This window comes from Bradyrhizobium sp. CCGUVB1N3, assembly GCF_024199925.1.
In the GTDB taxonomy this organism is placed as follows: Bacteria; Pseudomonadota; Alphaproteobacteria; order Rhizobiales; family Xanthobacteraceae; genus Bradyrhizobium.
This window is the reverse complement of the sequence record NZ_JANADR010000001.1, coordinates 7615483-7639998: the sequence shown is the minus strand read 5'-3', so window position 1 is coordinate 7639998 and position 24516 is coordinate 7615483. Positions and strand designations below refer to the sequence as shown.

The 24516-nt window shown below is 60.2% G+C and carries 17 protein-coding genes and 4 pseudogenes; 14 read left to right on the top strand and 7 right to left on the bottom strand.

Annotation, left to right across the window (positions count from 1 at the left end; all coding sequences use genetic code 11):
* Positions 1 to 490 precede the first annotated feature (490 nt).
* Both NLM33_RS36300 and ltrA read right to left on the bottom strand, forming a co-directional pair.
* Positions 491 to 736 (bottom strand): TIGR02391 family protein, encoded by a 246-nt coding sequence (locus NLM33_RS36300; protein ID WP_254103266.1) that lies wholly within the window; start codon positions 734 to 736, stop codon positions 491 to 493.
* Positions 737 to 1381: 645 nt separating this feature from the next.
* Entirely contained in the window at positions 1382 to 2767 is a 1386-nt protein-coding gene (ltrA, locus tag NLM33_RS36295; protein ID WP_254103265.1) for a group II intron reverse transcriptase/maturase, read from the bottom strand.
* A gap of 575 nt (positions 2768 to 3342) precedes the next feature.
* Here ltrA and NLM33_RS36290 point away from each other — a divergent pair.
* From NLM33_RS36290 to NLM33_RS36265, 6 genes and pseudogenes are all read left to right on the top strand, one after another.
* Entirely contained in the window at positions 3343 to 4203 is an 861-nt protein-coding gene (locus tag NLM33_RS36290) for a tyrosine-type recombinase/integrase (RefSeq protein WP_254103264.1), read from the top strand.
* A gap of 21 nt (positions 4204 to 4224) precedes the next feature.
* The gene (locus tag NLM33_RS36285; protein ID WP_254103263.1) at positions 4225 to 5451 is read left to right on the top strand and encodes an IS91 family transposase; all 1227 of its coding nucleotides are present in this window, start codon (positions 4225 to 4227) and stop codon (positions 5449 to 5451) included.
* Positions 5452 to 5872: 421 nt separating this feature from the next.
* A pseudogene (locus NLM33_RS36280) lies at positions 5873 to 6472 on the top strand (transposase); the annotation flags it as partial.
* Between the two features lie 80 nt (positions 6473 to 6552).
* Positions 6553 to 7596 carry an IS110 family transposase gene (locus NLM33_RS36275; RefSeq protein WP_254103262.1) on the top strand — a complete coding sequence of 348 codons (1044 nt, stop codon included), beginning with the start codon at positions 6553 to 6555 and terminating at the stop codon, positions 7594 to 7596.
* Between the two features lie 289 nt (positions 7597 to 7885).
* A pseudogene (locus tag NLM33_RS36270) lies at positions 7886 to 8361 on the top strand (transposase); the annotation flags it as partial.
* A gap of 126 nt (positions 8362 to 8487) precedes the next feature.
* Positions 8488 to 8664 carry a hypothetical protein gene (locus tag NLM33_RS36265; RefSeq protein ID WP_254103261.1) on the top strand — a complete coding sequence of 59 codons (177 nt, stop codon included), beginning with the start codon at positions 8488 to 8490 and terminating at the stop codon, positions 8662 to 8664.
* A 97-nt stretch (positions 8665 to 8761) separates the two neighbouring features.
* Here the strand turns inward: NLM33_RS36265 and NLM33_RS36260 are convergent.
* From NLM33_RS36260 to NLM33_RS36250, 3 genes and pseudogenes are all read right to left on the bottom strand, one after another.
* Positions 8762 to 8907: pseudogene (locus NLM33_RS36260) on the bottom strand (transposase); the annotation flags it as partial.
* Positions 8908 to 9025: 118 nt separating this feature from the next.
* A pseudogene (locus NLM33_RS36255) lies at positions 9026 to 10211 on the bottom strand (IS3 family transposase).
* A 372-nt stretch (positions 10212 to 10583) separates the two neighbouring features.
* On the bottom strand, positions 10584 to 12395 hold the full coding sequence (locus tag NLM33_RS36250) for a trehalose-6-phosphate synthase (RefSeq protein ID WP_254103260.1): 1812 nt from the start codon (positions 12393 to 12395) through the stop codon (positions 10584 to 10586).
* 407 nt (positions 12396 to 12802) lie between these two features.
* Here NLM33_RS36250 and NLM33_RS36245 point away from each other — a divergent pair, with 407 nt between their 5' ends.
* Both NLM33_RS36245 and NLM33_RS49835 read left to right on the top strand, forming a co-directional pair.
* The gene (locus tag NLM33_RS36245) at positions 12803 to 13849 is read left to right on the top strand and encodes an IS630 family transposase (RefSeq protein WP_254103259.1); all 1047 of its coding nucleotides are present in this window, start codon (positions 12803 to 12805) and stop codon (positions 13847 to 13849) included.
* 369 nt (positions 13850 to 14218) lie between these two features.
* Positions 14219 to 14491, top strand: coding sequence for a transposase (locus NLM33_RS49835; protein WP_371930028.1), 273 nt, complete (start codon positions 14219 to 14221; stop codon positions 14489 to 14491).
* 710 nt (positions 14492 to 15201) lie between these two features.
* Here the strand turns inward: NLM33_RS49835 and NLM33_RS36235 are convergent.
* Entirely contained in the window at positions 15202 to 15630 is a 429-nt protein-coding gene (locus NLM33_RS36235; RefSeq protein WP_254103258.1) for a YopT-type cysteine protease domain-containing protein, read from the bottom strand.
* Complete coding sequence (locus NLM33_RS36230; RefSeq protein ID WP_254106074.1) at positions 15611 to 15847, bottom strand: YopT-type cysteine protease domain-containing protein; 237 nt, start codon at positions 15845 to 15847, stop codon at positions 15611 to 15613. Before NLM33_RS36230 ends, NLM33_RS36235 begins: the two co-directional genes overlap by 20 nt.
* A 1408-nt stretch (positions 15848 to 17255) precedes the next feature.
* Here NLM33_RS36230 and NLM33_RS36225 point away from each other — a divergent pair.
* The 6 genes from NLM33_RS36225 (at position 17256) to NLM33_RS36200 (ending at position 24498) form a co-directional block, all read left to right on the top strand.
* Complete coding sequence (locus NLM33_RS36225) at positions 17256 to 18122, top strand: radical SAM/SPASM domain-containing protein (protein WP_254103257.1); 867 nt, start codon at positions 17256 to 17258, stop codon at positions 18120 to 18122.
* Between the two features lie 346 nt (positions 18123 to 18468).
* On the top strand, positions 18469 to 18888 hold the full coding sequence (locus NLM33_RS36220) for a gamma-glutamylcyclotransferase family protein (protein ID WP_254103256.1): 420 nt from the start codon (positions 18469 to 18471) through the stop codon (positions 18886 to 18888).
* 542 nt (positions 18889 to 19430) lie between these two features.
* The gene (locus NLM33_RS36215; protein WP_254103255.1) at positions 19431 to 20945 is read left to right on the top strand and encodes a GMC oxidoreductase; all 1515 of its coding nucleotides are present in this window, start codon (positions 19431 to 19433) and stop codon (positions 20943 to 20945) included.
* Positions 20946 to 20972: 27 nt separating this feature from the next.
* Positions 20973 to 22283 (top strand): aminotransferase class III-fold pyridoxal phosphate-dependent enzyme, encoded by a 1311-nt coding sequence (locus tag NLM33_RS36210; protein WP_254103254.1) that lies wholly within the window; start codon positions 20973 to 20975, stop codon positions 22281 to 22283.
* A gap of 29 nt (positions 22284 to 22312) precedes the next feature.
* Positions 22313 to 23254, top strand: coding sequence for a sulfotransferase (locus tag NLM33_RS36205; RefSeq protein ID WP_254103253.1), 942 nt, complete (start codon positions 22313 to 22315; stop codon positions 23252 to 23254).
* Positions 23251 to 24498, top strand: coding sequence for an MFS transporter (locus NLM33_RS36200; RefSeq protein ID WP_254103252.1), 1248 nt, complete (start codon positions 23251 to 23253; stop codon positions 24496 to 24498). Before NLM33_RS36205 ends, NLM33_RS36200 begins: the two co-directional genes overlap by 4 nt.
* Positions 24499 to 24516 lie beyond the last annotated feature (18 nt).

Sequence of the window (24516 nt, the reverse complement as noted above, 5' to 3'; positions counted from 1 at the left end):
GCCACGGCCTGGCGGCTCACCAAAAATGTCGCCACGATGTCCTGCGCGCCAGGCCCGACGTTCATTTCCGTTACGGTCAATAGGCGACAGCGCCGTCTAGAGACCCAGGCTCTCATGTTAGGGAGGTTAGCTTTCGAGAAGCTGACGCGTCTGAAAGCGAGCCACCAATGACGATGGCAAATCCATGAGTTCTGCCGGAAGCTGCAGCGTGCTCTCGATGTGTCTGGTCAGCTCAGGCGCGGGCACGATGCCGTGTTGAAGGGGGATGGCGAGTGCGACATCAAGCGAATTTCGCACGCTTTGCCGGCACGATCATCGACTTCCACGATAGTGGAGGTTTGAGCGGCTCGCGGCTGGTCGCATAGGTTGGCATGCAGCGCCGCCACGCATTCATCCACTTGCGTCCATGCAACATGTCACGCGATACGCGCTTCCACCCAAATTGCCGCGCGGCACCGGTCCGTGTATCGGATGCGCCGAGCGGGGTCGCTCAGCGGCCACGGGATCGACCAACTACGATGGCGCGCGCATCGATAATACGGAGCAAATTATTTGCGAGCATGACGATTTCGGCGACTTCTTCCGGATCATCCAGTGCAACATTGCGATGCGAATGCGGGTTCTTATAAGAATCGATGGCGCCGCTAAAGAGATGTGCACGCGCCCGCGAAACTCCCGGCAAGGGACGTCGGTACCACGCTGCAAGGCGCCGTGGCATCGATTTTTGGGACTCCATACATGCCTTCCGCGCCGCCGACCGCGCCGGATCTAATGATGTACGTCCCGGGCTGGCTGCACCGCGACCGACGTGCGCATCTGGAGCTCATGCGGGGCATGCACTGCATGGGCGTGTTGCCGAACGAGGACCGGCAGCAGACGAATTTCACCATTTGTAGCGTGCCGTACACGGCAACGTTGGCCCCCGTCACGTAAGCAAAACGACATTCGGGTTGACCGAAATCAAACAAATGATTGTCGCTGACAAATAGGATGCAAGCAGAAGCTGCGTCGGCTCTCGATGAGGGTCGATGTCGTCTCGAAGTCCGAGCTGCCGAGTTGGCGTTACGCCCTCGTCGTCCGCTGATGAGATGATGCTCACTGCAATGTGCGCTCGTTTGGAGCCTCTACAAATATTCATCAGCTGCGCAGCACGCGGCGCAACCGTCGCCGTTCACTCTATGGCGTCGGTCGTGAAGAATTCGGAAGCGATTGATCTGTCGCTGTGATTTGACGTGAGCAAGTATTCGATTGTGCAAGAAAGCCGTGGGTAGGTGTTGGTTTTCTTGCGTTTTTGGATTGATCGGGATAGGGGGGTGCCTCACGACACCGCCCCTCCCACACCACCAGGCATACGGGTCCGTACCATGGCGGTTCGACCGAGTTATGCTTCGGCGGGCACGTAGAGTCGGGGAAGCCCGAGTTGATCGAACGCGTGGTTGCGCAGGGCTTTCTGGATCACCGGATGTCCTGACATGCGCCAGGGCCCCGTCGATGCTGAACTGGCGGTAGTCGCTGCTTGGATCTTTGAGACGCCACGACGGCGCAGTTCCTTAAAGCGATTGTGCCCGTTCCGCCACTGCCGCCAAAGATACATGCGTAATCTTCGGCGGATCCATGCTTCCAGGTTCGTGAGCACCACGGGGGTCTGGCAGAAGCCGAAGTATCCGCGCCAGCCGATGAGGTATGGCTTTAGATCTTCGACCAACCGCGACAGACTGACCCCGCGCGTCCGGCGGGTCATGTCCCGAATCCGCGCCTTGAACACATCGAGGGCCTTTGGCGCGATGCGCCTCTCGCCTCCGTCGTTCGAGACGCTGAATCCCAGGAACTTGCGCTCCTCCGGGCGTGCCACCGCGCTTTTCGCCTCGTTGACCCTCAGCCGCAGCTTGTGGGTCAGGAACCGGCTCACTGAAGTCATGACCCGTTCACCGGCGCGGTAGCTGCGAACATAGATGTTGCAGTCATCGGCGTAACGGCAGAAACGGAGACCGCGTCGGGCCATCTCCTTGTCGAGGTCGTCGAGCACGAGGTTGCTTAAGAGGGGCGAGAGCGGGCCCCCTTGCGGGGTCCCTTCCTCCACCGGTCGGACCAAACCATCCTCCATCACCCCGGCCTTGAGAAAGGCCCGGATGAGTTTGAGCACGCGTTTGTCGGTCACCCGTTTGGCGACGCGCCCCATCACGCTGTCATGATTGACACGGTCGAAAAACTTTTCGAGATCGAGATCAACCACGATGTTGTAGCCCTCGGCGATGTAATGCTGCGCCTGGGCCACCGCTTGATGAGCGGAGCGTTCCGGTCGGAAGCCGTAACTGTACTCAGAGAACGTCGGGTCCCATCGCTCTTGGAGAACTTGCAGCAAGGCTTGCTGGATCAGTCTGTCGACGACGCATGGCACGCCGAGCTTTCTGACCCCGCCGTCCGGCTTGGGTATTTCGACCCTCTTGACCGGTTGCGGCTGGTAGGTCCCCTCGAGCAGCTGGGATCGAATGTTTGGCCAGTGCTGACGCAGGTAGCCTTTGGCGTCTTCGATGGTCATCCCATCAACGCCGGGGCCGCCCTTGTTTCCTTGCACACGTTTCCACGCTATTTCGAGATTTCCTCGGGCGCACACCTCCTCCATCAATGGTTTCGCAAAAGCCGGGCTTTCGGGGTTTGGCTTCGCCACGAGTGGTTCGGTCCCTTCGCATCCGCGGCCACGGGTTTCACCCCTGTCCTCGGTTGCCAAGGCCAGCTCGTACTGGGTCTTCTGCCGCTTTCCACTCATGAGTTGCCAATCCTATTTGCCACTCTCAATCGTTCGGGCCTTCGGCCATCGTTTCCGGCTCAGCCTATCCGTTGCTCCGCCTTTCGGCCTTGGAGTGCCTCAATAGCCTTGCCGACTGCTTGACCTGATATGCCCTCTGCTGACTTCTGCCTCGCGGTCAGATGGTCTTTCGGCCACCTCAGTCGCCAGAGGCGACACGCGGCAGATCTCCCGGGGTAAGCTCAGTCGCCTTCGGCGCACAACCGCCGGATCTACGCTTCGCGTCGTTGATGGATATGGACTTCGCGATTCGTTGCCCGCTCGTCCGACGCTTGCGCCTCGTATCCGGTTTTTGTTCATCGGCTCGCGCCTTTGTTTCGCGCTTCCTTCAGACTCCGCCTCGCGGCGACAGCCCTTGCGCATCACTACCCTTCACCTCCATCAGGTTGGTGGAGGACTTTCACCTCCGAGCTACTGAACATGCCCGGCACACAACGAAGCCGCTACCGCGGCGTGAGAGGCAAGGTGGCGTAGATCGCCTCCTGGCTGAGAGGATGTGGGTGTTGGAGCCCACCCCCTTAGCCAGGAGTATCGAGATGGCCGATTTGAGCCCTCTTCGCCGCCGCATGATCGAAGACATGACCGTCCGCAATCTGTCGCCGGCGACGCAACGATCCTACATCAGCGCGGTTTCGAAGTTCAGCCGCTATTTTGGCCGATCGCCTGACCGGTTAGAGCTGGAAGACGTCCGCGCCTTCCAGGTGCATCTGGTCTCGACCGGCATCTCATGGCCGGCGCTGAACCAGATCGTCTGTGCGCTACGGTTTTTCTACGGCGTCACGCTCGGCGAGGCGCTGATCCCGGAGCGCATTCCCTATGCGCGAGAACCGCGCAAGCTGCCGGTCGTGCTCAGCGCCGACGAAGTGGTTCAGTTCCTCGAGGCCGTGTCCAGCCTGAAGAGCCGCGCCGCGCTCACCACGGCCTATGCGGCCGGACTCAGGGCCTCGGAGGTTGCGGGACTGCGGATCGAAGACATCGACAGCGCCCGCGGCGTCATCCAGGTGCGCCACGGCAAGGGGGCGAAGGATCGCAACGTGATGCTGTCGCCCCAGCTGCTGGGCATCCTGCGCACGTACTGGCGGCTCGCCCGGCCGCGGCTTTATCTATTCCCTGGTCGTGACGAAGATCATCCGATCGATCAGATCGTGTTGCACGCCGCCTGTCGGTCGGCGGTGAAGGCTGCGGGCCTGACCAAGCGCGTCACGCTGCACACGCTGCGCCACAGCTTCGCGACGCATCTTCTCGAGAAGGGAACCGACATCCGGATCATCCAGGTTCTTCTCGGGCACAACAATTTGTCGTCGACGGCGCGCTACACGCAGGTTGCCACCCATACGATCCGGGCGACGCAGAGCCCGCTCGACCGCCTATCGCTGGAAGTTACGCCATCTGGATGACAGCGCGTCGGGATGCGGGTTATGGCTCGCCCCGACGTCCGCCCACCCAGACCCGCCATCGAGATCGCCAATGTCCTGCGCTGGCATGGCGACGCCTATCGTCGTGACCGTGCCGGTCATCTCGGTCGGGTCGAGCGGCGCGTGATGAGCGCGATCGTGGCGTGCCGGACCGAGGCGCTCGGCGGCCACATGGAGGCTTGCGACGACTGCGGCATGACGCGGATCGCCTATAATTCCTGTCGCAACCGGCACTGTCCGAAGTGTCAGGGGCCAGCCCGGGCCGAGTGGCTCGCCGCGCGTCAAGCCGACCTGCTGCCGGTCCCCTATTTCCACGTCGTTTTCACACTGCCGGCTCCGATCGCCGCGATCGCCTTTCAGAACAAGGCCATCGTTTATGCGATCCTGTTCAAAGCTGCCGCCGAGGCGATGTCGACACTCGCCGCCAATCCACGCCGGCTCGGTGCCGAGATCGGCGTCGTCGCCGTCCTCCACACTTGGGGGCAGGCGCTGATGCATCATCCCCACGTCCATTGCGTCGTTCCGGGTGGCGGCCTCTCGCCCGATGGCGCGCGCTGGATCGTCAGCCGACCAAACTTCTTCCTGGCCATCAAACCGCTCGCCCGGCTGTTCAGACGCCTGTTCCTCGAACGTCTGACCTCCGCCTTCGACGCTGGCACCCTGAACTTCTTCAGCGATCTCGCATCCCTGGCGGAGCCTGCTGCCTTCGCAGCTCACCTCGTCGCTATGCGACACATCAACTGGGTCGTCTACGCCAAACGGCCGTTCGGCGGCCCCGCGCAGGTGCTGGCCTATCTCGGCCGCTATACCCATCGCGTTGCAATAGCCAACAGCCGGCTCGTCGCCCTCGACGAAGATCACGTCGCCTTTACCTGGAAGGACTACCGCCAGAACGGCGCGACAAAGATCATGAAGCTCAAGCCCGACGAGTTCATCCGCCGCTTCCTTCTTCACACGCTGCCCGATGGCTTCCATCGCATCCGCCACTTCGGCTTCATGGCCAACGGCCATCGCGCTGCCAAACTCGCCCTTTGCCGCAAACTTCTCGAGCGTGAGCGGACAGCATCAAACGATGGCGAGCCGTCGCCTGTGGATTCGGAAGCCCTGACGTGGGCCGAGGTTCCTGCCTGTCCCGATTGTGGTGGCGTCATGCGCATCATTGAGCGCTTTCGACATAGCTTCAGACGCCCCAGCCCTCGAACATCACCGTTCCGATGCGACACATCGTGAGCCAAGTCATGCCGTGCACGACGATCATCATTCGTCATTTCGCTCCCAACGTCTCGATCATCGCGGACGATGTCGAATCCGTGCTGTCACACTGCGCGACAACAACGGTCCGATGCAGCAAAACGCCTATCGCGATCTCCGGCGAAGCGCGTCTGATCTCAACTCTTCCTCGATGCGCACATCCCGTGTCTTTGCCTCACGCGCCGGGCCAGCACATCGGGCATTGCGATCTCAAACAATCCCCATAGCTGCAAAACCGCGCATAGCCTCCCGCGCCTTCGTTCAATCCGGCTTCAATGAGGTCGCGTCATAAGCGCCTGCCGCGCCCTCGCGTGAGCGCGACCTCACAGAACCCTCCAGATTCCGGATTTGGCGACTTCGTGATTCCTTTGACGGCGAGATTCGCTGTTGGGGAGAACCCATGAGCCATCCGCGCGACGATCGTCAGGACGATCTGTTTCGTCCATCTCTGGAGAAGATCATCAACCTTCGCCATCCGTTGGTGCGTCTGGCGGCGGAGATCGATTGGGACTTCCTGGCGGGACGCTTCAGTTCGGTCTGTCGCCTCGGGCCGGGGCAGCCACCGTTGCCGACACGATTGGTAGCCGGACTGTTCATCCTCAAGCACATGCACAATCTCTCTGACGAGGCACTGTGCGACAGGTGGGTCGAGAACCCGTCTTTTCAGTATTTTTGCGGCGAGGTGGTGTTCCGGCACGACCTGCCGTTCGATCGCTCGTCGCTGACCCGCTGGCGCCAGCGGCTGGGTGAGGAGCAGATCGCTGCGCTATTGCAAGAAAGCCTCTCGGTGGCGCACCGAACTGGGGCGATCGCGACCAAATATCTCGAGCGGGTCGTTGTGGACACCACCGTCCAAGAGAAGGCGATCGCGCATCCGAGCGATGGGCGGCTTATGCACCGGGCGATCGAGAAGCTGGTCGATTTGGCCAAACGCGAGAGCGTCGAACTGCGCCAGAGCTATCTGCGCGTGGCCAAGCGCGCCGCCATCATGGTAGGGCGGGCACCTTACGAGTTAATGGCATGGACCACGCCCGCTCTCAGCGGCAACATGAAGCCCCGGCAAGAGAAGGAGCACAAGCCATGTCCACTACGAACATTGTCACGATTGGCATCGATCTAGGGAAAAACACATTCCATGTGGTGGGGCTCGATGCTATGGGAGCAATCGCCCTACGCAAGAAGCGATCGAGAAATCAGCTGGAGCAGTCGCTGGCCAATGTTCCGTCCTGCCTGATCGGAATGGAGGCTTGTGCAGGAGCACACCACATCGGTCGGAGGCTCGAAAAATTAGGCCATCAAGTCCGGCTCTTGCCAGCACAATATGTGAAGCCGTACCTCAAGGGTCACAAGAATGACTTCCGTGACGCTGAAGCCATCGCCGAAGCCGTTCAGCGCCCGACAATGCGATTCGTCCCATTGAAATCGACGGAGCAGCTCGATTTGCAGGCGCTCCACAGAGTGCGCAGTCGACTGGTGACGCAGCGAACAGCGGTCATCAATCAAATCCGGGGCTTTCTACTCGAGCGAGGGCTGCCGGTTCGGCAGGGAGCGGCAGCACTCCGATTGGCGCTTCCTCAGCTTCTCTCAATGCCCTCGGATAACCTGTCGCCTCGAGTAGTTCAGCTCGTTCAGGACTTGGTCGAGGACTGGCGCTATCTCGACCGGCGGGTTACATCAATTACGAAAGAAATCAACGAGCTCGCCGAGCAGCATGCACACTGTCATCGGCTGATGACTGCGCCGGGCGTCGGACCGATCATCTCAAGCGCGATGCTCGCCGCGATCGGGACTGGCGATGCTTTTCGCAAGGGCCGCGACTTTGCGGCATGGCTTGGTCTGGTACCGAAACAATTCTCGACCGGCGATCGAACCATTCTCGGCCGCATATCGAGGCGCGGCAACCGGTACCTGCGAACGCTCTTCATTCAAGGGGCCAGAGCCGTGCTTCTGAGGCGCCAGACTTGGTCCAGGCACGGGTTTGGAGCCTGGTTGGAAGCAGCGTCCAAGCGGCTCCACTCGAATGTACTGGTTGTCGCCTTGGCCGCAAAACTCGCGCGCATGGCCTGGAGCATGCTCGCAAAGGGCCGTGACTACGACGCCAATTTCTTAGGCCAGACCGCCTAAGACACACGACCGGGAAGAAGGATCCACGATCTCAATCGGAAGGGCACAATATCCCGCCGAGGTTTGCGAGACGGAAAGGACGAATGGAGAAACGGTTCCACCGACACTTCTGAAGCCTGGTTCGCAGCCATGGGCCCCTTGTCGAGGCCGTCGAGTTATTGAGGACAGGAGTGGGCGGATATCCATATTGGCTCGAGGCGACAGCCTCAAATTGAAGCCGGATAGATTGGCGCAGACCGCTACATCCTTTTGTTGATTCCTCTTGCAACGCGGGCGTGGTCCATAGATTGGTTGCAAAGTCTCGCTTGCCACGCCTGCCACCGCGCCCAAAGGCGGGCAGTTTGTGCTGCATGCCAAGGCCCTGCACGGCAATCCCTATGACGGCCACACGCTCGGTCCCGTCATCGCCGACCTCGAAAAGCTCACAGGTGTTGCAGCGCGCCGCATCCACGGCGACAAGGGCTACCGTGGCCACAACTATCCGACCGGTTCAAGGTCTGGATCAGCGGCCAAGTTCGCCGTGTCACCAAAGCGATCCGTCGCGAGATGCGGCGTCGCGCCGCCGTCGAGCCTGTGATTGGCCATCTCAAGGACGACCACCGGATGCGCCGTAACCATCTCAAGGGCCGCGACGGCGACCGCATCAACGCCGTGCTCGCCGCCGCCGGCTACAACTTCAGCCTGCTCCGACGCTGGCTCGCGGAACTTTTACGCGGCCTGTTATGGATACTCTGTCGCCGCCTATCGCAACCACACCTTGCGTAAAAACGCTGCTCAGAAACGTTCTTCACAAACGACTATGGCGAAATCCTCGACTTGCACGCGACCGCCCGTCGTCGCGCGGGATCGCGCCGCGGATCGGCATGAGCGTGAGGACAGTCGAGCGCTTGCTTGCTGCAGGCGGTGACTCTGCAGCACCGGCAGCGACCCGCAGCATCCGTCCTCGTTGGTCCTTTCCGAGATTATCTGGAAAAGCGCTGGGAAGAGGGTGACGCCGCGCGTCGCCAATTGTTGACAGAGGTCAAGCTCTGCGGTTTTGAAGGCAGCGAAGCGACCGTCTACCGATAGACGGCCGCCCGCGCGCAAAGCTCATCGACGGCTGCGCCAAATGTGCGGTGGCCTCCCCCGCATGGCTCCTGAGCAAAGAGCCTGCATCGCTCGATCATCTGGCAGCGGCATCATGGGCAGAAGCAAGTGCGTCTATGATGCGCCCCCAGACACCAGCCCTCCTCTCGGCGAACGAAGCGGTTGTAGCAAGTGGCATATGGGCCGAATACCTCTGGCAGATCCCGCAGGGGCTCCAGATCGCAAGCCCCTGTTGGATACAGAGCCTGACTCACCACCGCAAATGCGCCGCTTCTGGCAATCATGCTTCGTGAGAGCAGCTCGGTCGGAAAGGCTTCGGTAAAAGTGAGCTGCCACTGAGTTTTCATCCAGCGACGGTTAGAGTCTCGGGGTTTTGTACGCCAAGTGGCGCGGGTGGAGCAACGGACGATCGGCGGAGCTGGTCGGGTTGCGTAGCCGATCGTCCGTTGCGGTGAGGTGGGCGGCATAGGCCGCGGGGGGCAGGTATTTCAACGATGAGTGAGGGCGTCGGAGATTGTAGTCGGCGACCCAGTTAGCGATCTTGCCGCGGGCGTCGTCGAGGTCGAAGAACAGGGTCTCGTTGAGCAGCTCATCGCGCATGCGCCCATTGAGGCTTTCGATGAAGCCGTTCTGCATCGGCTTGCCAGGCGCGATGAAGTGCGAGTCGATGGCGGCATCCTTGCACCAGGCGAGCATGGCATTGCAGGTGAACTCGGTGCCATGGTCGGACACGATCATTCCCGGCTTACCGCGTCGTTCGACGATTGCCGTGAGTTCGCGGGCGACGCGCCGTCCGGAGATTGACGTATCGGGAATCGCCCCCAGACATTCCTTGGTCACGTCATCGATGATGTTGAGGATGCGGAAGCGCCGACCGTTGGCAAACTGGTCGTGGACAAAGTCCAGTGACCAGCGCGCGTTGGGCTTGGCCTCCACCAGGATCGGGGCCCGGGTCCCCACGGCCTTGCGGCGGGCCCGCCGCTTGCGGACGACGAGTCCTTCCTCCCGATAAAGCCTGTAGATCCGGTTGATCCCCGACGGCTCACCCTCCCGCCGCAGCAGGACGAACAGCCGACGGTAACCGAAGCGGCGCCGCTCGTTGGCGAGATCGCGCAGCCGGCTTCGCAGCTCTGCCTCTGGAGGGCGGCTGGAGCAATAGCGGATCATCTTTCGGTCGGCCCCGACGATCGAACAGGCCCGCCGCTCCGACAGGCTCATGACGGCCTGCAGATGCGCGACAGCAGCGCGCTTGGCGGCGGGCCCTACCATTTTTTTGAAAGAAGCTCGCGAAGGGCCGCTACATCGAGCATCTGCTCAGCCAGAAGCTTCTTGAGCTTTGCGTTCTCCTCTTCCAAGGCCTTCAGTCGCTTGGCCTCGGAGACGTCCATACCGCCGAATTTGGCCTTCCAATTGTAGATTGTCGCCTCGGAGATCCCGTGTTTGCGAGCCAGGTCAGCCGTCTTCGCCCCAGCCTCATGCTCCTTCAATATCGAGATAATTTGCTCTTCCGAAAACCTTGCTCGCTTCATCTGTCCGTCCTTCTGTGGGCCGGACTCTAACTCCATCTGGAGGAAATACGCAGTGGCAGGTCAAAAGGGTTCAGAGATCTCCATCTTTGATCAGGTTGAAGCGAACGTCGTCAGCAACCGTTAATCAACAGCCGTTTCCTTCATATCGCCATACGAATAAAAGAGCCAGCTGCCGCCCGGAAGAAAGGGACACACTTTCGTCGCACCGAAAATGTCCCGGCAGGGACCGGCCTCAACTCCAAGTGCTCAAATGGGATCGTTAGAGCGCTTGATCAGGCTGCGCGCCCGCACTGATACGATCGAGCGAAGCGACCAGCCGCGACGGCCCGCTGTACGTGGTCGACGCGATTGCGATCAGTACGATCGGGCTCGTCAGCGCGTCGGAGATGCTCTGGAGGAGGCTTCCGCATCATACTCCGAGTCTGCCGGATCTGACTGTCCACCGAGATACGAGCTTGTCGATTGCTCAAACGCAGTCGGAGGCGGGGTTCTACTCAATGGGCGCATCAGCACGTCACGGGCACGTTCCAGCACTTCGCTCGGAAATTGGGTCTCGGCGGTCCTGCCAAGGCCGATATTGCCGAGCCGATTCGGAGGCACCCTCGCGACGAAGCGGCTGTTCTCCAATTCCCCAACGAAATTGGCCGACCAGTTTTGGAGTGAATTTTCTCGAAGCGTCTTCATCATCGCCTCCCAGCGTGAGCGGCGTTCATCGAGGGGCATCTCCATGGCCTCTAAGATCGCGCGCTTTATGCCGGAGATGTCCTTCGGATCAACGAGCAATGCCTCCTTGAGTTCGTCGGCTGCGCCTGCATATTTCGACAGAACCGGCACGCCGGGATCATTCGGATCTTGCGCAGCGACATATTCTTTGACAACGAGGTTCATGCCATCACGTATCGGTGTCACCACAGCAACATGCGCGGCGCGATAGAGGCCAGCGAGCACCTTCTGGCTGACGCCCTCAACCTGATGTCTTATCGGAATCCAATCGTCCGTAGCATGACGCGCATTCGCGTCTTCGACGAACCGGTCTCGGTATTTGCTGTACATCTCAATCTTGGCGCGCGTTGGCGTTGCTACCTGCAAGAGCGAGATGCTGCCTGGCCTCTCGGTCCACAGCTGATCGAAAGCCTCGATCCGCTCGTGGAGACCTTTCGTATAATCGAGCCGGTCGACGCCAACCGCAAGCTTCTCGCCATTCAGGCCGCTCTGCAGTGAGGCGACTTTGGAATTCGATGTTGACTCTGCAGCGTACTGGGCAAACTGATCTGCATCAATGCCGATCGGAAATACCTTGCAGCGGGTGAGACCGCGGCTGGACGCCACCACACCGTCCTTGCTTCTCAGACCAAGATCGGAATGGACACAATCGAGGAAATTCCGACAGTCCCGCTCGGTGTGAAAGCCTAAAAGATCGTACGCCATCATCGATTCGATGAGCTCATCATGGTGAGGCACTCGCTGCCATACATCTGGCCCCGGCCAAGGCGTATGCAGGAAGAATCCGATTGGCCGGTCGATAGCTTTCTCACGCAGCTTGGCACCGAGTACCAGCAATTGATAGTCGTGCACCCAGAACGCATCTCGGTCGCCAAACTTGAGCAACGCATTCGCCATGATCTCGTTAATCGTGTGATAGCTTTCATAATTGCGGTCAGAATTCGAAACCGAGATCCGCTCGCTGAGGGAATGCAGTGCGGGCCAGAGCGTCGAATTTGCAAAGCCGTCGTAGTAGCCCGCATATTCGGCCTCAGGCAGCTCCAGTTTCACCAGCGCGCCATTTCCGAGCTCGTGGACGGACGCTTTGTTCTGACTGGGATCGCCCGAGTTCTGACTGGGATCACCCGATGAACCCATCCAAACGGCGCCGGAATCCTCAACCACCGGGAGTAGGGCCGCGGCAAGCCCACCAGTCGCCGGCTCATTCGGCTTGCCATCCGCAACTCGGTTCGAGACGAGGACAAGGTTCATATGTCGTCCCTGGGTCGCCATGTCCGTGGGATCCGCCTGATCCGCAGACAATATGCGACGCGAGGATCCTGCACCGGCTTGACGACGTCTACTCTGTTGCGGCTCGCTCAAGTGGCGCTCGAAGGTTGCTTGCTGCGCCCATTGCTCTTCCATCATGGGATGCGACGTTTCGGCGCGATTGGGGCCCAGCGGGTTGATATTCGTGTCCATCCCAGGTCCTCCGTTTGACGAGCTTTGTGATCGGAACAGCGAGTGTCCGATCTGCACTTCTGATATTATGACAGTTTTCTTTCGAGAAGCTGACGGGTCTGAAAGCGAGCCGCGACGTTGATTTCTTCCACGGTGCGTCCGGGATACGCTCGTGACCCAAGAACTGAGGGATATCGTCCGATGTCGGAGGCGGACCACAGCAGAACCTGATTGGGACGCTAGACGACCGATTCCATGAAGCCGGCACGGAACTGGAAGGGTGTTCGTGGATTCCTCGTTTTGAGATTGTCCGAACGAGGGTTGGTATCATGGCAACATGGCGGCAAGCAGTCGAGTTGGCGATGACTGAGAAGGAGATTGAAACGTTGACGGCTCTTTCGCGGTCTCGAACCGAGTCGGCGAGCCGGGTGTCGCGGGCAGCAATGCTGCTGGCCTATCGCGAGAACCCGTCGTTCTTTGCCGTGGGACGAAGACTTGGTGTGCATCATCAGACGGTTCACCGCTGCGTCGAGCGGGCGGTAGCCTATGGTGCGCTGGCGGCACTCGACGACCGACCGCGACCGGGCAAGGAGCCGGTGATCACGCCGGAGGCCAAGGCCTGGCTGGTGTCTTTGGCGTGCGACAAGGCCAAGGAGCACGGCTACCCGCACGAGCTGTGGACGACGCGGCTGCTGGCACGCCATGCGCGTGAGCATGGCCCGTCGGCGGGACACCAATGCGTTGCCAACCTGGTCCAGGGCACGGTGTGCAAGATTCTCGGCCAAGAGGAAATTAAGCCGCACAAGGTGCGCTACTATCTGGAGCGTCGCGATGCCGAGTTCGAGCAGAAAATGGCGGAGGTCCTGTGTGTCTATCGCGAGGTCCAGATCCTGAAGAAGAGCGCAGCCAGGTCGAAGAAATCGGGCAAGCGGGTGGCGATCGTCTCCTACGACGAGAAGCCGGGAATCCAGGCGATCGCGACGACGGCGCCGGATTTGCCCCCTGTGCCAGGCGTCTATCCGGCCTTTGCGCGCGATTTTGAGTATAGACGTCATGGCACGCTCAGCTTGTTGGCTGGAATCGATCTGCTGACCGGCAAGGTCCACGCTCTCGTCAAAGACCGCCACCGCAGCCGCGAGTTCATCGAATTCCTCAAACTTATCGATGCTGCCTATCCGGCCGGTACCGCGATCAAGTTGATTCTCGACAATCACTCCGCACACATCTCGAAAGAAACCAGAGCCTGGCTCGATACACAACCGGCAGGTCGCTTCGAGTTTACGTTCACGCCCAAGCACGGCTCCTGGCTCAACCTCATCGAGGGCTTCTTCTCCAAATTCGCTCGCTCCGTCCTGCGCCACATCCGGGTGACCTCAAAACACGAACTCAAGGAGCGCATCATGGCCGGCATCGACGACGTCAATCGGTGTCCAGTCATCCACACCTGGTCCTACAAGCTCGCCGAGGCCGCTTGATATGATTCGAACCACCAAAACGCAGACCGAGTACCTCGACTCGACATGGAGGCTTTGACTCGTTGAACTTGGCGCGATTTGACCGAAGTGGTTTCCGGTCGATGACTTGGAGGTGTGAGTCCTCGATGGACCTTGGTGATAGGAACCGTTAGCCGAACAGCAAGGGCATCGTCACGAAGCGAGATCCGCAGGAAGCTGTAATCAAAGTACCGGCATGACGAACAGGAAGCACATACGAAGCGTCCGCATCCGGGCGAGGAAGCCACAAAGCTTGAAGCCCAATGTCACCTAGAGACTGCGGCCGTAGATGCGACAGGTAGATAGCACGAAGGTCGCGCGTCTTACCTGCGAGATCTGACAGCAGATGCCGTGGACCCTGCCCTCGATCAAGGCGATCTATCTTGCCGAGAGTGCCGATGCCGCTCTGCTCAGGCTCGGAGGACTTTGAAGCCGAGTGGGGAAGCACAATTCAGCGAAGGGGCGGCCTGGCGGCGGGCATGGGAGCACGTCATTCCGTTCTTCGCTTTTGCGCCGGAGATCCGCAAAATGATCGACACCACCACCGTGGTCGAGGCGCTGAACCGTTCGCTGCGCAAGATCATCGAGACGCGCGGCAGTTCTCCAACGACGAGGCGGCGATGAAGCTACTTTACTTCGCCATCAGAAATCCACGCATCCATTGGCGACGACCGGTTGCATGGACGGCCGCGATGGGCCAATGTGCGATCCAGTTGGGCGAGCGCTTTGCAGGCTCAGCGGACTGACCCCATGGGGTCAGTCCGCTGCCCCCGCAAACTTCTCACAGAGGCGCTCTTACACAAAACTTCTGTCACTCCCGCGACCGCAGGCACCGCTCAGTCTATCGAGCTGTGGTCGACCACATGACCCCGCCATGGAATTGTAGTCCGGACATCCGCAACAGAAGGGTAGCCGATGCACAGCCGCGATACGCTTACCACCTCGGGCGCGGCGCGACAACGAGATGCTGATCGCTTTCTAGGCCGAGCCAGCTGAGCACTTCACCGCCCATTGGAAGGTAACAACGCCCAAAAGGAACCCACGCGTAGGCGCCTTAGCTCGGCAGGGCACAAAGGCGCCGGACAACGATTAAAGCCGACGCGTCCTCTGCCACGAGGTCACCCGCGCAAACTAACAACCGCCCGTACCGGCTATCCCCAATCGCACCGCTCAAACTCGCAGCCAGCGCCGGCTCTCACCCAACGCCCAGCGCTCCGCCTTCCGCAACCGGCAGCCGTGATGTACGCACGGAGTCGATTGCCGCATTTTTGACGGAACGAGGCTGTGCCGTGGTTGTCACCACGCGGAACATGCCACGAGCTTGCAGGCCCGACTCATTCCATCTTCTGTGTGGTGACTGTCGCCAAATGCCGCCCGTTGGGGTCCCTGTAACGATTGGCGAGGCTTTGGAACAAGTCCTCCATCTCCTCTGAGTGAACAGTAAATTCTCCATAGTTAGGATCAAAGAGTGTGGTTCTTCCACCCTGCGCCGCTGTTGCAACTGTGTGTGAGCCTCCTTCGGCGAAATACAAAGTGAGCAAATACTCCGATCCGTCGTTGGTGATCTTCCCAAGCATGCGCGAGACGCTCGAATGCTCGCCGAATTGGTAGACCTTCTCCTTTCCGGATGGTCTCAGGCCTGCTCGCCGCAACATGCTGTTTTGTGCCTCTAAGTCTGCCTGAGAATCTCCCAATCCCTCGAGTCGCAACTGGTCCTTGCCGTCTTGATACTCCTCCTGCCGCTCAGCAGCTGAATAGTACAATTTGTGATCCGGGTGTTAGCGCACTCATTCGAGTTGATGGGCTGTTGTGGAGATTGCGGAGCCACTCCGCAGTCAACCCGACGCAGATGCCGTCTACATTTGCTTCGTGCAATTCGGCCGTCCTGTAGTCGAACAGGGGGGTGATCGGCCTCGCCGTAGAGGATGTACCGGGATCATGTGGATCCGTGGCCTGTGGCGTGCTGACGCAGCACCCCATTTTGTCGGGCAACTCCCCGGGTGGCAGCCTCCTCCGCGAGGTGAGATTTTGCCTGGTTCTGCCAAATGGTAGCCTTTCGAATTCCATGACAGGAGGTTGGGAAACGAGCGAATACGGCCGTGTTGGCGCCGAAGACAAAGTTGCATGGGGATCTGGCACCGATCGGGACGACATGCCCGCCAATGTTTGCCGAAAGCGGTCGCTGTCCATCGACTGAGTCGGCTCGTGAGCATGGTTGAGGAATGTGGATGGGCCACTGATTCGATTGTGCATGGTGATTTTCGCTTCCCTTCGGCGTCAAGTCTCTTCGCAGAGAACTGAGGCTGCTTAGGTCCGGCTGCGAATGATACTCACACAAGCTGATCCCAAGCTGACGGGCAGGCGTTGCTCAGCTTAACAGAGCATGGCGAAGACAGAGCATGAAGCAGGGTATCGTCGCGCGACCGAGCATCCGACGGAGCTTGGACGGTAGCAGCATCGTATACAGGCGGCGAGCGCGACCCGTGGTGATGGCGGCCCATGTCAGGCAGACGATCCCTGGGACCTCGATAGATGCTTGCAGTCAAGCGATGGCAAAGCAGGTTCGCGATGGATCGTCGACAGAAAGAAGCACTGTACTTTTCGGGTCGATTTGAAGCGCATCATCCGCCGCTTCTTCGGCGAGCAAGCTAGCGGGAGCCGGAAGATTCGACGAAGCGCCTAATGATGCGCGCGAAGTCTCGCAATTGCGCCACGCTGATAGGTGCATAAAATCTCACACCTGCAAGGGTCGTCTCATCACCGGATTAAGGTTCAGTCCAGAAGATGCAATCAGGCCCACCTGGGTCTATTCATCGTTGTCGATCGCCATACCAACGGCGAAGTAGTCAGGCTTAATGGATCGAGTGCGCGCTCCATTCCGCCCCCTCTCGAGAGAGCTTGAATCGTACGTGACGTTACATTGTACGATCTCGATCGCATGAACCCGGACCAACGCTGGTTGTGACAATTCAGCCGATTGACTGCCCACTGGTGCGAGCTTCAATGGCATGGCCAATTTCTATCGCAAGAGGTGGGAGGACTGAGAGAACAATGACCAATGCCGGCGTACTGGGGAGTGGATTTTGCGCCGGCGGTTACCGAACTCGCAGAAATCTCGACATTGAGTTGGTCCCGGGCTCGGTGCGCTTGCTCCGGCAGATCCGTGCCCCTGCCGGGATTTCAATTGGATGGGCGGGAGGAAAGCCGCACCAGGTGGGATATCTCGATCCAACCATCGTTTCGTCGTGAGCTCTGTCGCCTTTATCGCCCAGTCATCCGAGAACATGCACGACCGAGAACGTGCATGAGTAAGCCCTCATGAAGAACGCAAATCGGCGGTCCTGCGTCGGAACGCTCTTTGTTCCGGCCATTCCGGAGAACCCTGCAAATGATTGAATCATACCCGGAGAATATACAGAACCTGCGCGCTGCAATCCCTCTTGGCGGCAGGGTCCTGGAGATAACGACGACCACAGGCTGCGTCGTCCGATGTTCTTATTGTCCTCAGGACAAGTTCGCCGAACGGCAAAGAGCCGTGTCCCACGCAAAGCATCTTCGTCTCGAAGATTTCAAGAGGTGCCTTTCGCACGTACCAGCAGCTGTCGACATCAGCTTTGCCGGGTACTCAGAGCCCTGGCTCAATCCGGCTTGCACCGAAATGGTTGAGCATGCCTACGCAGCTGGCCATGGCATCCGAATTTTCACGACACTCGCAGGAATGAACGAGCGGAATCTACGACGCTTGCAAGCGCTGCAATTCCGAGTTTTCCTGGTGCACGTGTTTGATGACGGCACCTACATGAACAGTCGCCTGGTCAGGCGCAAGTATGTCGATTTGATGCGTCAACTGGTCGACGCAGACATTCCATCGATGCTGTTCATAGTCATGGGTGAGGTTCATCCCGAGCTTGTCGACATAATCCCCGAGCAAGCGCTGGTTCGTTCGCGTCCGCTGAGCAGCAGGGGTGGAAGCGTCGATCCAAAGATCGTTGAGGCACGACAGCCGATCGTCGGAGCACTAACATGTGTCGACGAACGAGAACATCGTAATGTTCTTCTCCCAAACGGCGACGTCACCCTCTGCTGCATGGATTTTGAGCGACGCCACATCCTGGGCAATCTTCTCCGCGATGAATATCAAGATCTCTTCAAAGGACCGACTTTCCGCAAGATTGTCGATCGCATGAACGGAGAGGACGGTTTTCTTCTCTGCCGGATATGTGAATTCGCTAAGCCAACGGCATCGGCATGCTGATTTGTGAGCGAACCGACGCCCTGCCCTGGCGCACAACTCGCGCGAAAACGCGTCGCTCAAAGCTAGACTCCGCCCGACCCAGCTGCTCTGTTTGGACCGTTCTGGCTCGTGCATGTCAACAGCTGTGGCCAAATTCATCAGGTCATCGGTCACGACGTTCGTAGGCGGAAGTTTTTTACTCTGCAAGCCCTACTCAATCTATTGAGGCTAATCGACGCGCATGCATTCGGCATGCGGACTTTTCAGCACGGGCACTCTAACAGCCAGGCAATGACCGAGTTTCCACAAGGGCGTCCGGGACGAGCCAAATGCACCGATCGGTTTTCGGAACGGGTAGAATCTCTCGATGGCAAAGCGAGTGACGGTTTTCTTCTATGGCCTGTTCATGGACCCGGAAGGCTTGATGACAAAAGGTCTTCGTCCGGCCGATTTCAGAAGGGCCTATCTCGAGCGGTTTGCGCTGAGGCTATCAAACCGTGCAACGTTGGTGGCCTATCATAACGGGCGGGTTTACGGCACAATCGCTACTCTCACCCGTGCCGGACTAGATCGGCTCTATTCAGAGCCGAGCGTCGTAGCTTATCGACCCGAGCCTGTCCTCGCCCGACTTGCCGACGGCACGGCAGAGCTGGCGCTTTGCTTCAATCTTCCAACGATCCCGGACGACAGGACGACCGATCCGGGCTATGTAGCTGATCTGCGGGCGATCGCGCGGAAGGTCGGCTTGCCGGAGTTATACGTGGCCAGCATTGGCAAGGACGAATAAGGGTTATGATGGCACCTCGCGAGGGGGCTTGCGCCAATGGCAATCGCGACCGGACACATCGCGCTGAGGCGCTGAGCCTCATCGCTTAACATGAGCCGCAATCGGGGGACCGGCCCTAAACCAGTGCAATATCCCCGCCTACCGCCTACCGCCTTGCGTGATCGTCCTTACTGAAGGTGCCAAAGGCCGTGCTCAACTCTCGTTGAGCTTCCATTCCAGCGACAATGAGATGACGTTCAGCGCCGCTGGCCGCCCGCCCTATTGACCAAGTGCTTTAGGATTGGCGGTACCGTTCTTTTTCAAAGTTCTTAGCTCGCTGCTTCGGTGGATTTGAACATGCTCACGCTCATTCACGCGAGCGCGCTCAAGGGACTTGAATCGCACGGAACGTCATATTGTACGAGTTTCAAAGTAGGTCGCGACGGTCTGACTAGGCGTACGTTCGACGCTGGCGCTGACAGCTCTCATTAGCCGTCTTGACCTGTCCTTTATGGGCACGTCGCCATGAGGCATGGCCGATGTCCCTTGCCACAGGTGGGGCAATGACGTCCAACGCCGTTGACGTTTGTGTAGTCGGAAGTGGTGCAAGCGGCTCGATCGTTGCCCACGAGATCGCCAGAAACGGATTCCGGGTACACGTCCTCGAAGCGGGCTTGAAGCTTCCCACTGGCGCCTCACTGGCGACGGTCCAAAATGATAATGACACCGCCCTGGTGCGCTCCCCGACCGGTACATTGAGGTCGATCGGCTGGCCGTGGACCGTGTCGACGCTCGGTGGTGGAATGACACTCTACGCCGGCATCGCATTCCGATATCGCAAGGTTGATTTCGACGCACGAGCGCATGTCGCCCCCGACGCGCTCGACCCGGTCTGGCCCATCGACTACGGCGAACTGCGTCCCTATTACGAGGAGCTCGAACAGCGGATCGGGGTCGCGAGGTTGGCTGGCGCGGATCCACTCGAACCGCCCAGTGATCCCGCAGTGCTGCCACCGCACAGATATAGCTTGCAGGGCAGATTGATCGCTACGGCGGGCGGACGCCTAGGCCGGCAGCCGTTCCCGACCCCGCTGGCGATCAACTCGGTTCCCTACCGCGGCCGGCCGGCCTGTGACTGGTGCGGCCCGTGCAACGAACACCCGTGTCCAAGCGGCGCGCGTGCCGATGCGGACTCACCATTCACCGACGTCTGCCTGCCACCCGGCGCCCTGTCGGTCAGCTCGGGCAGCAAAGCTGTGCATATCGAACTTGGCAGCGTCAGCCGCGCCGATACGGTCGAATGGTTGGACACCGTCACCCGGCAACGCGCACGGATCCATGCCCGCTGCATGGTGCTCGCTGGCAACGCGATTCAATCTGCCGCCTTGCTGCTACGCTCAGTGCAGCGAGCAGCCCCCAACGGCATCGGCAACGCCACGGGCATGGTCGGCAGGGGCATCTGTTTCAAGATCAGCGGCTACGTCTCTGGCACCATCACAATGAATCGGCTGCCTTTGCATTCGTCCGGCGGACCGCTCTCCACTGTTGCGATGACCGATCACTATCTCGACAATGATGCGCCCTCTGGCCTCGGCGGACTTATTTACGAAGCCAGTCCAGCAGATCGTGCGGCCGGCGAGGGACAGGTGCCGCTAAGAGTGCATTTCCTGGCGGCCGATCAGCCCATGCGCAGCAACGCCGTTCGACTGGCCAACAGTCGCGATCGGCTCGGTCTACCCAACATCATTCTTGAATACCGCACCCATCCGCTGGACAAGCGCCGTCTCGGCTATTTGTCCCAACGCGCATCGGACGTGCTGACCGAGGCAGGCGTGAAAGAGATCGATTACGAGGACTCCAACTATCAGTTCGGTAGCGGCCATCTGCATGGCGGCTGTCGAGCGGGGGTTGATCCAAAGGAATCCGTAGTCGACCGCTGGGGTCGCGTGCACGATATCGACAATCTCTACGTCGCGGACGGCGGGTTCTTCCCGTATCCCGGAGGCGTCAACCCGACCTTCACCATTCAAGCGAACGCGCTGCGGATCGCTCGGAGAATCCTCACGCAGCTGGCCTGACAGGCCGCGACGATCGGAGAATCGTTGATGTTCACCAGCACACCCCACGGCACGTTGGCCACGACGGATACGCACAAATCCGCACTGCGCCGCGCGTTGCGGATCACTGCGTCGGAGAAATGGGATCTCAATCGGCGTTTTCCCCTCGTCATGAGCCATGCCTCCGGTGCGCATGTCTTTGATGTCGATGGAAGGCAATACGTGGATCTCACCTCCTGTAGCGGGTCTGCGCCGCTTGGAGCTGGATATCAACCGGTCGTCGATCATGTGACTGCAGAATTGCGCCGCACCGGCGGCATCCTGCCCGGGCCGTTGTCCGTGCATCGGATCGAGGTTGCCGAGCGGCTAGCGGAGATATTCCCGCTCGCGCAGCGCTCGATATTTTTCCGCACTGGCTCCTGCGCCACGACCGCCGCAGTCCGCCTTGCTCGTTCACATACCGGTGTGAACCTGGTGCTTACCAGTGGATATCACGGTTGGCACGACTGGCACTTGCAGGACCGTCCGGGGATGGGACTACCCGACCGGGACCTGGGCAGTATCGACTTCCATTACGACCTTGACCTGCTCAAGAGACTGACCAGAGCGCAGCGCGTCGCTGCTGCGATCATCACTCCCGAGGTCAACTTCTTTCCGCCCGAATATCACCGGGAATTGCAAAATCTCGTGCACCAATGCGGTGCCCTGCTCATCCTGGACGAGGTGATGACGGGATTCCGCTATCGCCGCGGCGGCTATCACACCGCGATCGGGCTTGCGCCCGACCTGATCACACTCAGCAAGGGACTGGCCAACGGCATGGCGCTATCGGCGGTGGCTGGTCGGGCAGACGTGATTGGCGCCGCCGAAAAGACATACATGGGCAACACCTATCAACGCGAGATCACCCCGTTCGCTGCCGCCCTGAGCACCCTCGACGCGCTGAGCGACGGCACCGCGCTCGCCCGGATGCACCAGTTTGGCGAGGACCTCATCAATGGCCTCAACGAGGTCTTCGCCCGCCATCAGGTTCAGGCGAGCGCGTTCGCATGGCCGACCATGTTCGACGTCGTGTTTGCCAATGCCGAGCTCGGTCACACATTCTTCCAGGAGATGTGGTCGCGCGGCTTCCTCATGCAGTACGGCGGCCGTTTCATGCCGTCCGCCGCGCTCTCCGATGCCGACGTGCGAGGTGCGATTGATGCCGCCGGACAGGCTCTGACGGCGTCACTGGCCCGGGTAGACGCTACTTGCGACAATCCGGATCCGATCGCCGCTGCGGTGCGGTTCGCCGGTGATCACTTCATCGCAACGCCGGACACCGTCCGGCGGTGGGTCACCGCCGCGAGCCATCCATGAATACCAGCAGTCGAGCAGCGGACACTCCCATGCCTAAGGCCGACCTGTTCTCCACCTCGCCGGTGCTGCTCGGTGGCGAGAATCGATCCGGCACCACTTTGTTGAGCGTCGTGCTGGACTCCCATGCCGATCTGGTGGTCGGGCCGGAGATCGACTTCCTAGAACCGCCGGACCTTGGGCCGCACATTCTAGGAGCGACCGACCTGCTCGCAGCTAACGATTCCCGGGTCAGCGGCACCACCAAAAGTGCGATCGACCCGTTCTGGTATGACGGCGCGCACTTCGTGGTGCAATGCCAGCGGTTCGGCCTGAACTTCGATGATGTGCGCAAGCTTGTTACCAAGGTGATGGACGAGACGGCGGGCGATATCATTTCGTTCGCCGACAGATGCAGGCTGATCAACGAGATCGGCGAGTTCCGTAAGGTACGGACAGGGGCAAGGCGCTGGGGACTGAAGCTCCAACGCAAGATCACGCAAATCGACGTCTTCGCACAGCTATGGCCCGATGCGCACTTCGTGCACATCGTCCGGGATGGTCGGGACCTTGCCGCCTCGCATTTGAAAACCGTGCCAGATTGGGGTTACCGAACTGTGGCAGAGGCCGCGCACAGCTGGCTTGAAGTCGTATCTCTGCCGCATCTCCTCGCGCCACCGGCGCGCTATCTCGAGGTGCGCTATGAGGATTTGGTGACAAGCCCCCGTCCCAGCCTCATGCAGATCTTGGATCACCTGCAGCTACCCTGGGATGAAGCCGTGCTGCGGCACGCCGAGCAAAAGCACGCGCTGTTCGAAAGGCCGCACGGCCATCCGGCAGCCGAGTCCGCGGGCAAACCGCTGCACGCAGGCCGCCTTGGCCGGTACAGGCAGGATCTGACGCTCGCGGAAGTCGCGGAATTCGAGCGCATCGCCGGCGGCGAATTGGCCCGGTTGGGTTATCTGTCGACCCCGAGCCCCACCATCGACGCATGAATCCCACCGAGATCTCCCCCCCATCTCGCGGATTACCGCGCGGCTACTTAGGGCTGCTCGTCGGGCGCACTGTGTCGGAATTGGGATCCGAAGTGACGGTGCTGGCGCTACCGCTGACGGCGATCACTCTGCTGGGAGCGGGCCCGGCGCAGACCGGGTTGTTGCTTGCCTGCGGCCGGGCGCCGAACCTCGTCATTGGCCTGCTTGCCGGGGTGATCGTGGACCGCCTGCCACACCGATGCATCCTGTTGACTGCCAATTTAGTGATGGCAGTAACGCTCGCAACCATTCCGCTGCTCGCCAGTCTTGGCTGGCTCGGAATGGTCCAACTGTGTGCGGCAACTACGCTTGTCGGGACGGCTGCGGTGATCGGCGAAGTCGCCTATCTGGCGTGCGTGCCAACCGTCGTTGATCGTGCTCTACTCGTCAGAGCGCAGAGCTCCTGGCAACTCAGCAGATCTTGCGTGGTGACCGTCGGTCCGTTTCTGGCAGGCTGGCTGGTCAGCGCGTTCTCCGCGCCAACCGCGATTCTCGCCGACTCGGCCTCGTTCGTGCTGGCCACCGTCTTGCTGCCGCTGGTGCCGACACGCACGGCCGAACCGCCGGCAACTGGATCGAGCTCGGTCATCAGTCAGATCGCGGAAGGACTGACGACCGTGTTTGGCAACCCGATTCTGCGGGCGGTTACGTTTGCGACCGGCAGCTTCATCTTCTGCTACAACGCTTACTCTGCGGTTTTTCTGCTTTATCTGACCCAACATCTTGGTTTGGACGGTTGGACCACGGGCGTGGTTCTCAGCATCGGCGCACTGGGTGGTATTGGGGGCGCGGCCACCGCAGCATGGGCCGGCCGCGCGATCGGCCTTGGGCCTGTGTTGATGGTTACCTTGGCGCTTAGCGGCGCAGGCATGACCCTGGCAGCACTGCTCACGCAGCCGCGGCCGGTGGCAGTCATTTGTGTGGCGCTGTCCCAGTTCGTGCTGTCGTTTGGTCAAGAGATCTACAACGTACACCAGGTCTCCGTTCGATACGCGCTGGCTCCGCCTCGTGTGCTGGGCCGCGTCAACGCGAGCATCCGCAGCCTGGTGTGGGGGCTTGCGCCGCTAGGCGCGCTGCTTGGCGGTGCGGTCGGCGCCGGGCCTGGTCTACGGACTGCGCTAGTGGCCAGCAGCGCGCTGAGCGCGGCCTCCATGCTGTGGATCTGGCGATCGCCTCTGCGCCGCACCCACAGCTTGCATCTCTGATACCACGGACTGGCCGGC

Bases quoted from the DNA above. Each gene is read 5' to 3' on its own strand.
- NLM33_RS36290 (WP_254103264.1), top strand. From the start codon at position 3,343: ATGGCCGATTTGAGCCCTCTTCGCCGCCGCATGATCGAAGACATGACC.
- NLM33_RS36200 (WP_254103252.1), top strand. From the start codon at position 23,251: ATGAATCCCACCGAGATCTCCCCCCCATCTCGCGGATTACCGCGCGGC.
- NLM33_RS36225 (WP_254103257.1), top strand. From the start codon at position 17,256: ATGATTGAATCATACCCGGAGAATATACAGAACCTGCGCGCTGCAATC.
- NLM33_RS36220 (WP_254103256.1), top strand. From the start codon at position 18,469: ATGGCAAAGCGAGTGACGGTTTTCTTCTATGGCCTGTTCATGGACCCG.
- NLM33_RS36300 (WP_254103266.1), bottom strand. From the start codon at position 736: ATGGAGTCCCAAAAATCGATGCCACGGCGCCTTGCAGCGTGGTACCGA.
- ltrA (WP_254103265.1), bottom strand. From the start codon at position 2,767: ATGAGTGGAAAGCGGCAGAAGACCCAGTACGAGCTGGCCTTGGCAACC.
- NLM33_RS36215 (WP_254103255.1), top strand. From the start codon at position 19,431: ATGACGTCCAACGCCGTTGACGTTTGTGTAGTCGGAAGTGGTGCAAGC.
- NLM33_RS36250 (WP_254103260.1), bottom strand. From the start codon at position 12,395: ATGGACACGAATATCAACCCGCTGGGCCCCAATCGCGCCGAAACGTCG.
- NLM33_RS36205 (WP_254103253.1), top strand. From the start codon at position 22,313: ATGCCTAAGGCCGACCTGTTCTCCACCTCGCCGGTGCTGCTCGGTGGC.
- NLM33_RS36285 (WP_254103263.1), top strand. From the start codon at position 4,225: ATGGCTCGCCCCGACGTCCGCCCACCCAGACCCGCCATCGAGATCGCC.
- NLM33_RS36210 (WP_254103254.1), top strand. From the start codon at position 20,973: ATGTTCACCAGCACACCCCACGGCACGTTGGCCACGACGGATACGCAC.
- NLM33_RS36275 (WP_254103262.1), top strand. From the start codon at position 6,553: ATGTCCACTACGAACATTGTCACGATTGGCATCGATCTAGGGAAAAAC.
- NLM33_RS36230 (WP_254106074.1), bottom strand. From the start codon at position 15,847: ATGGGGTGCTGCGTCAGCACGCCACAGGCCACGGATCCACATGATCCC.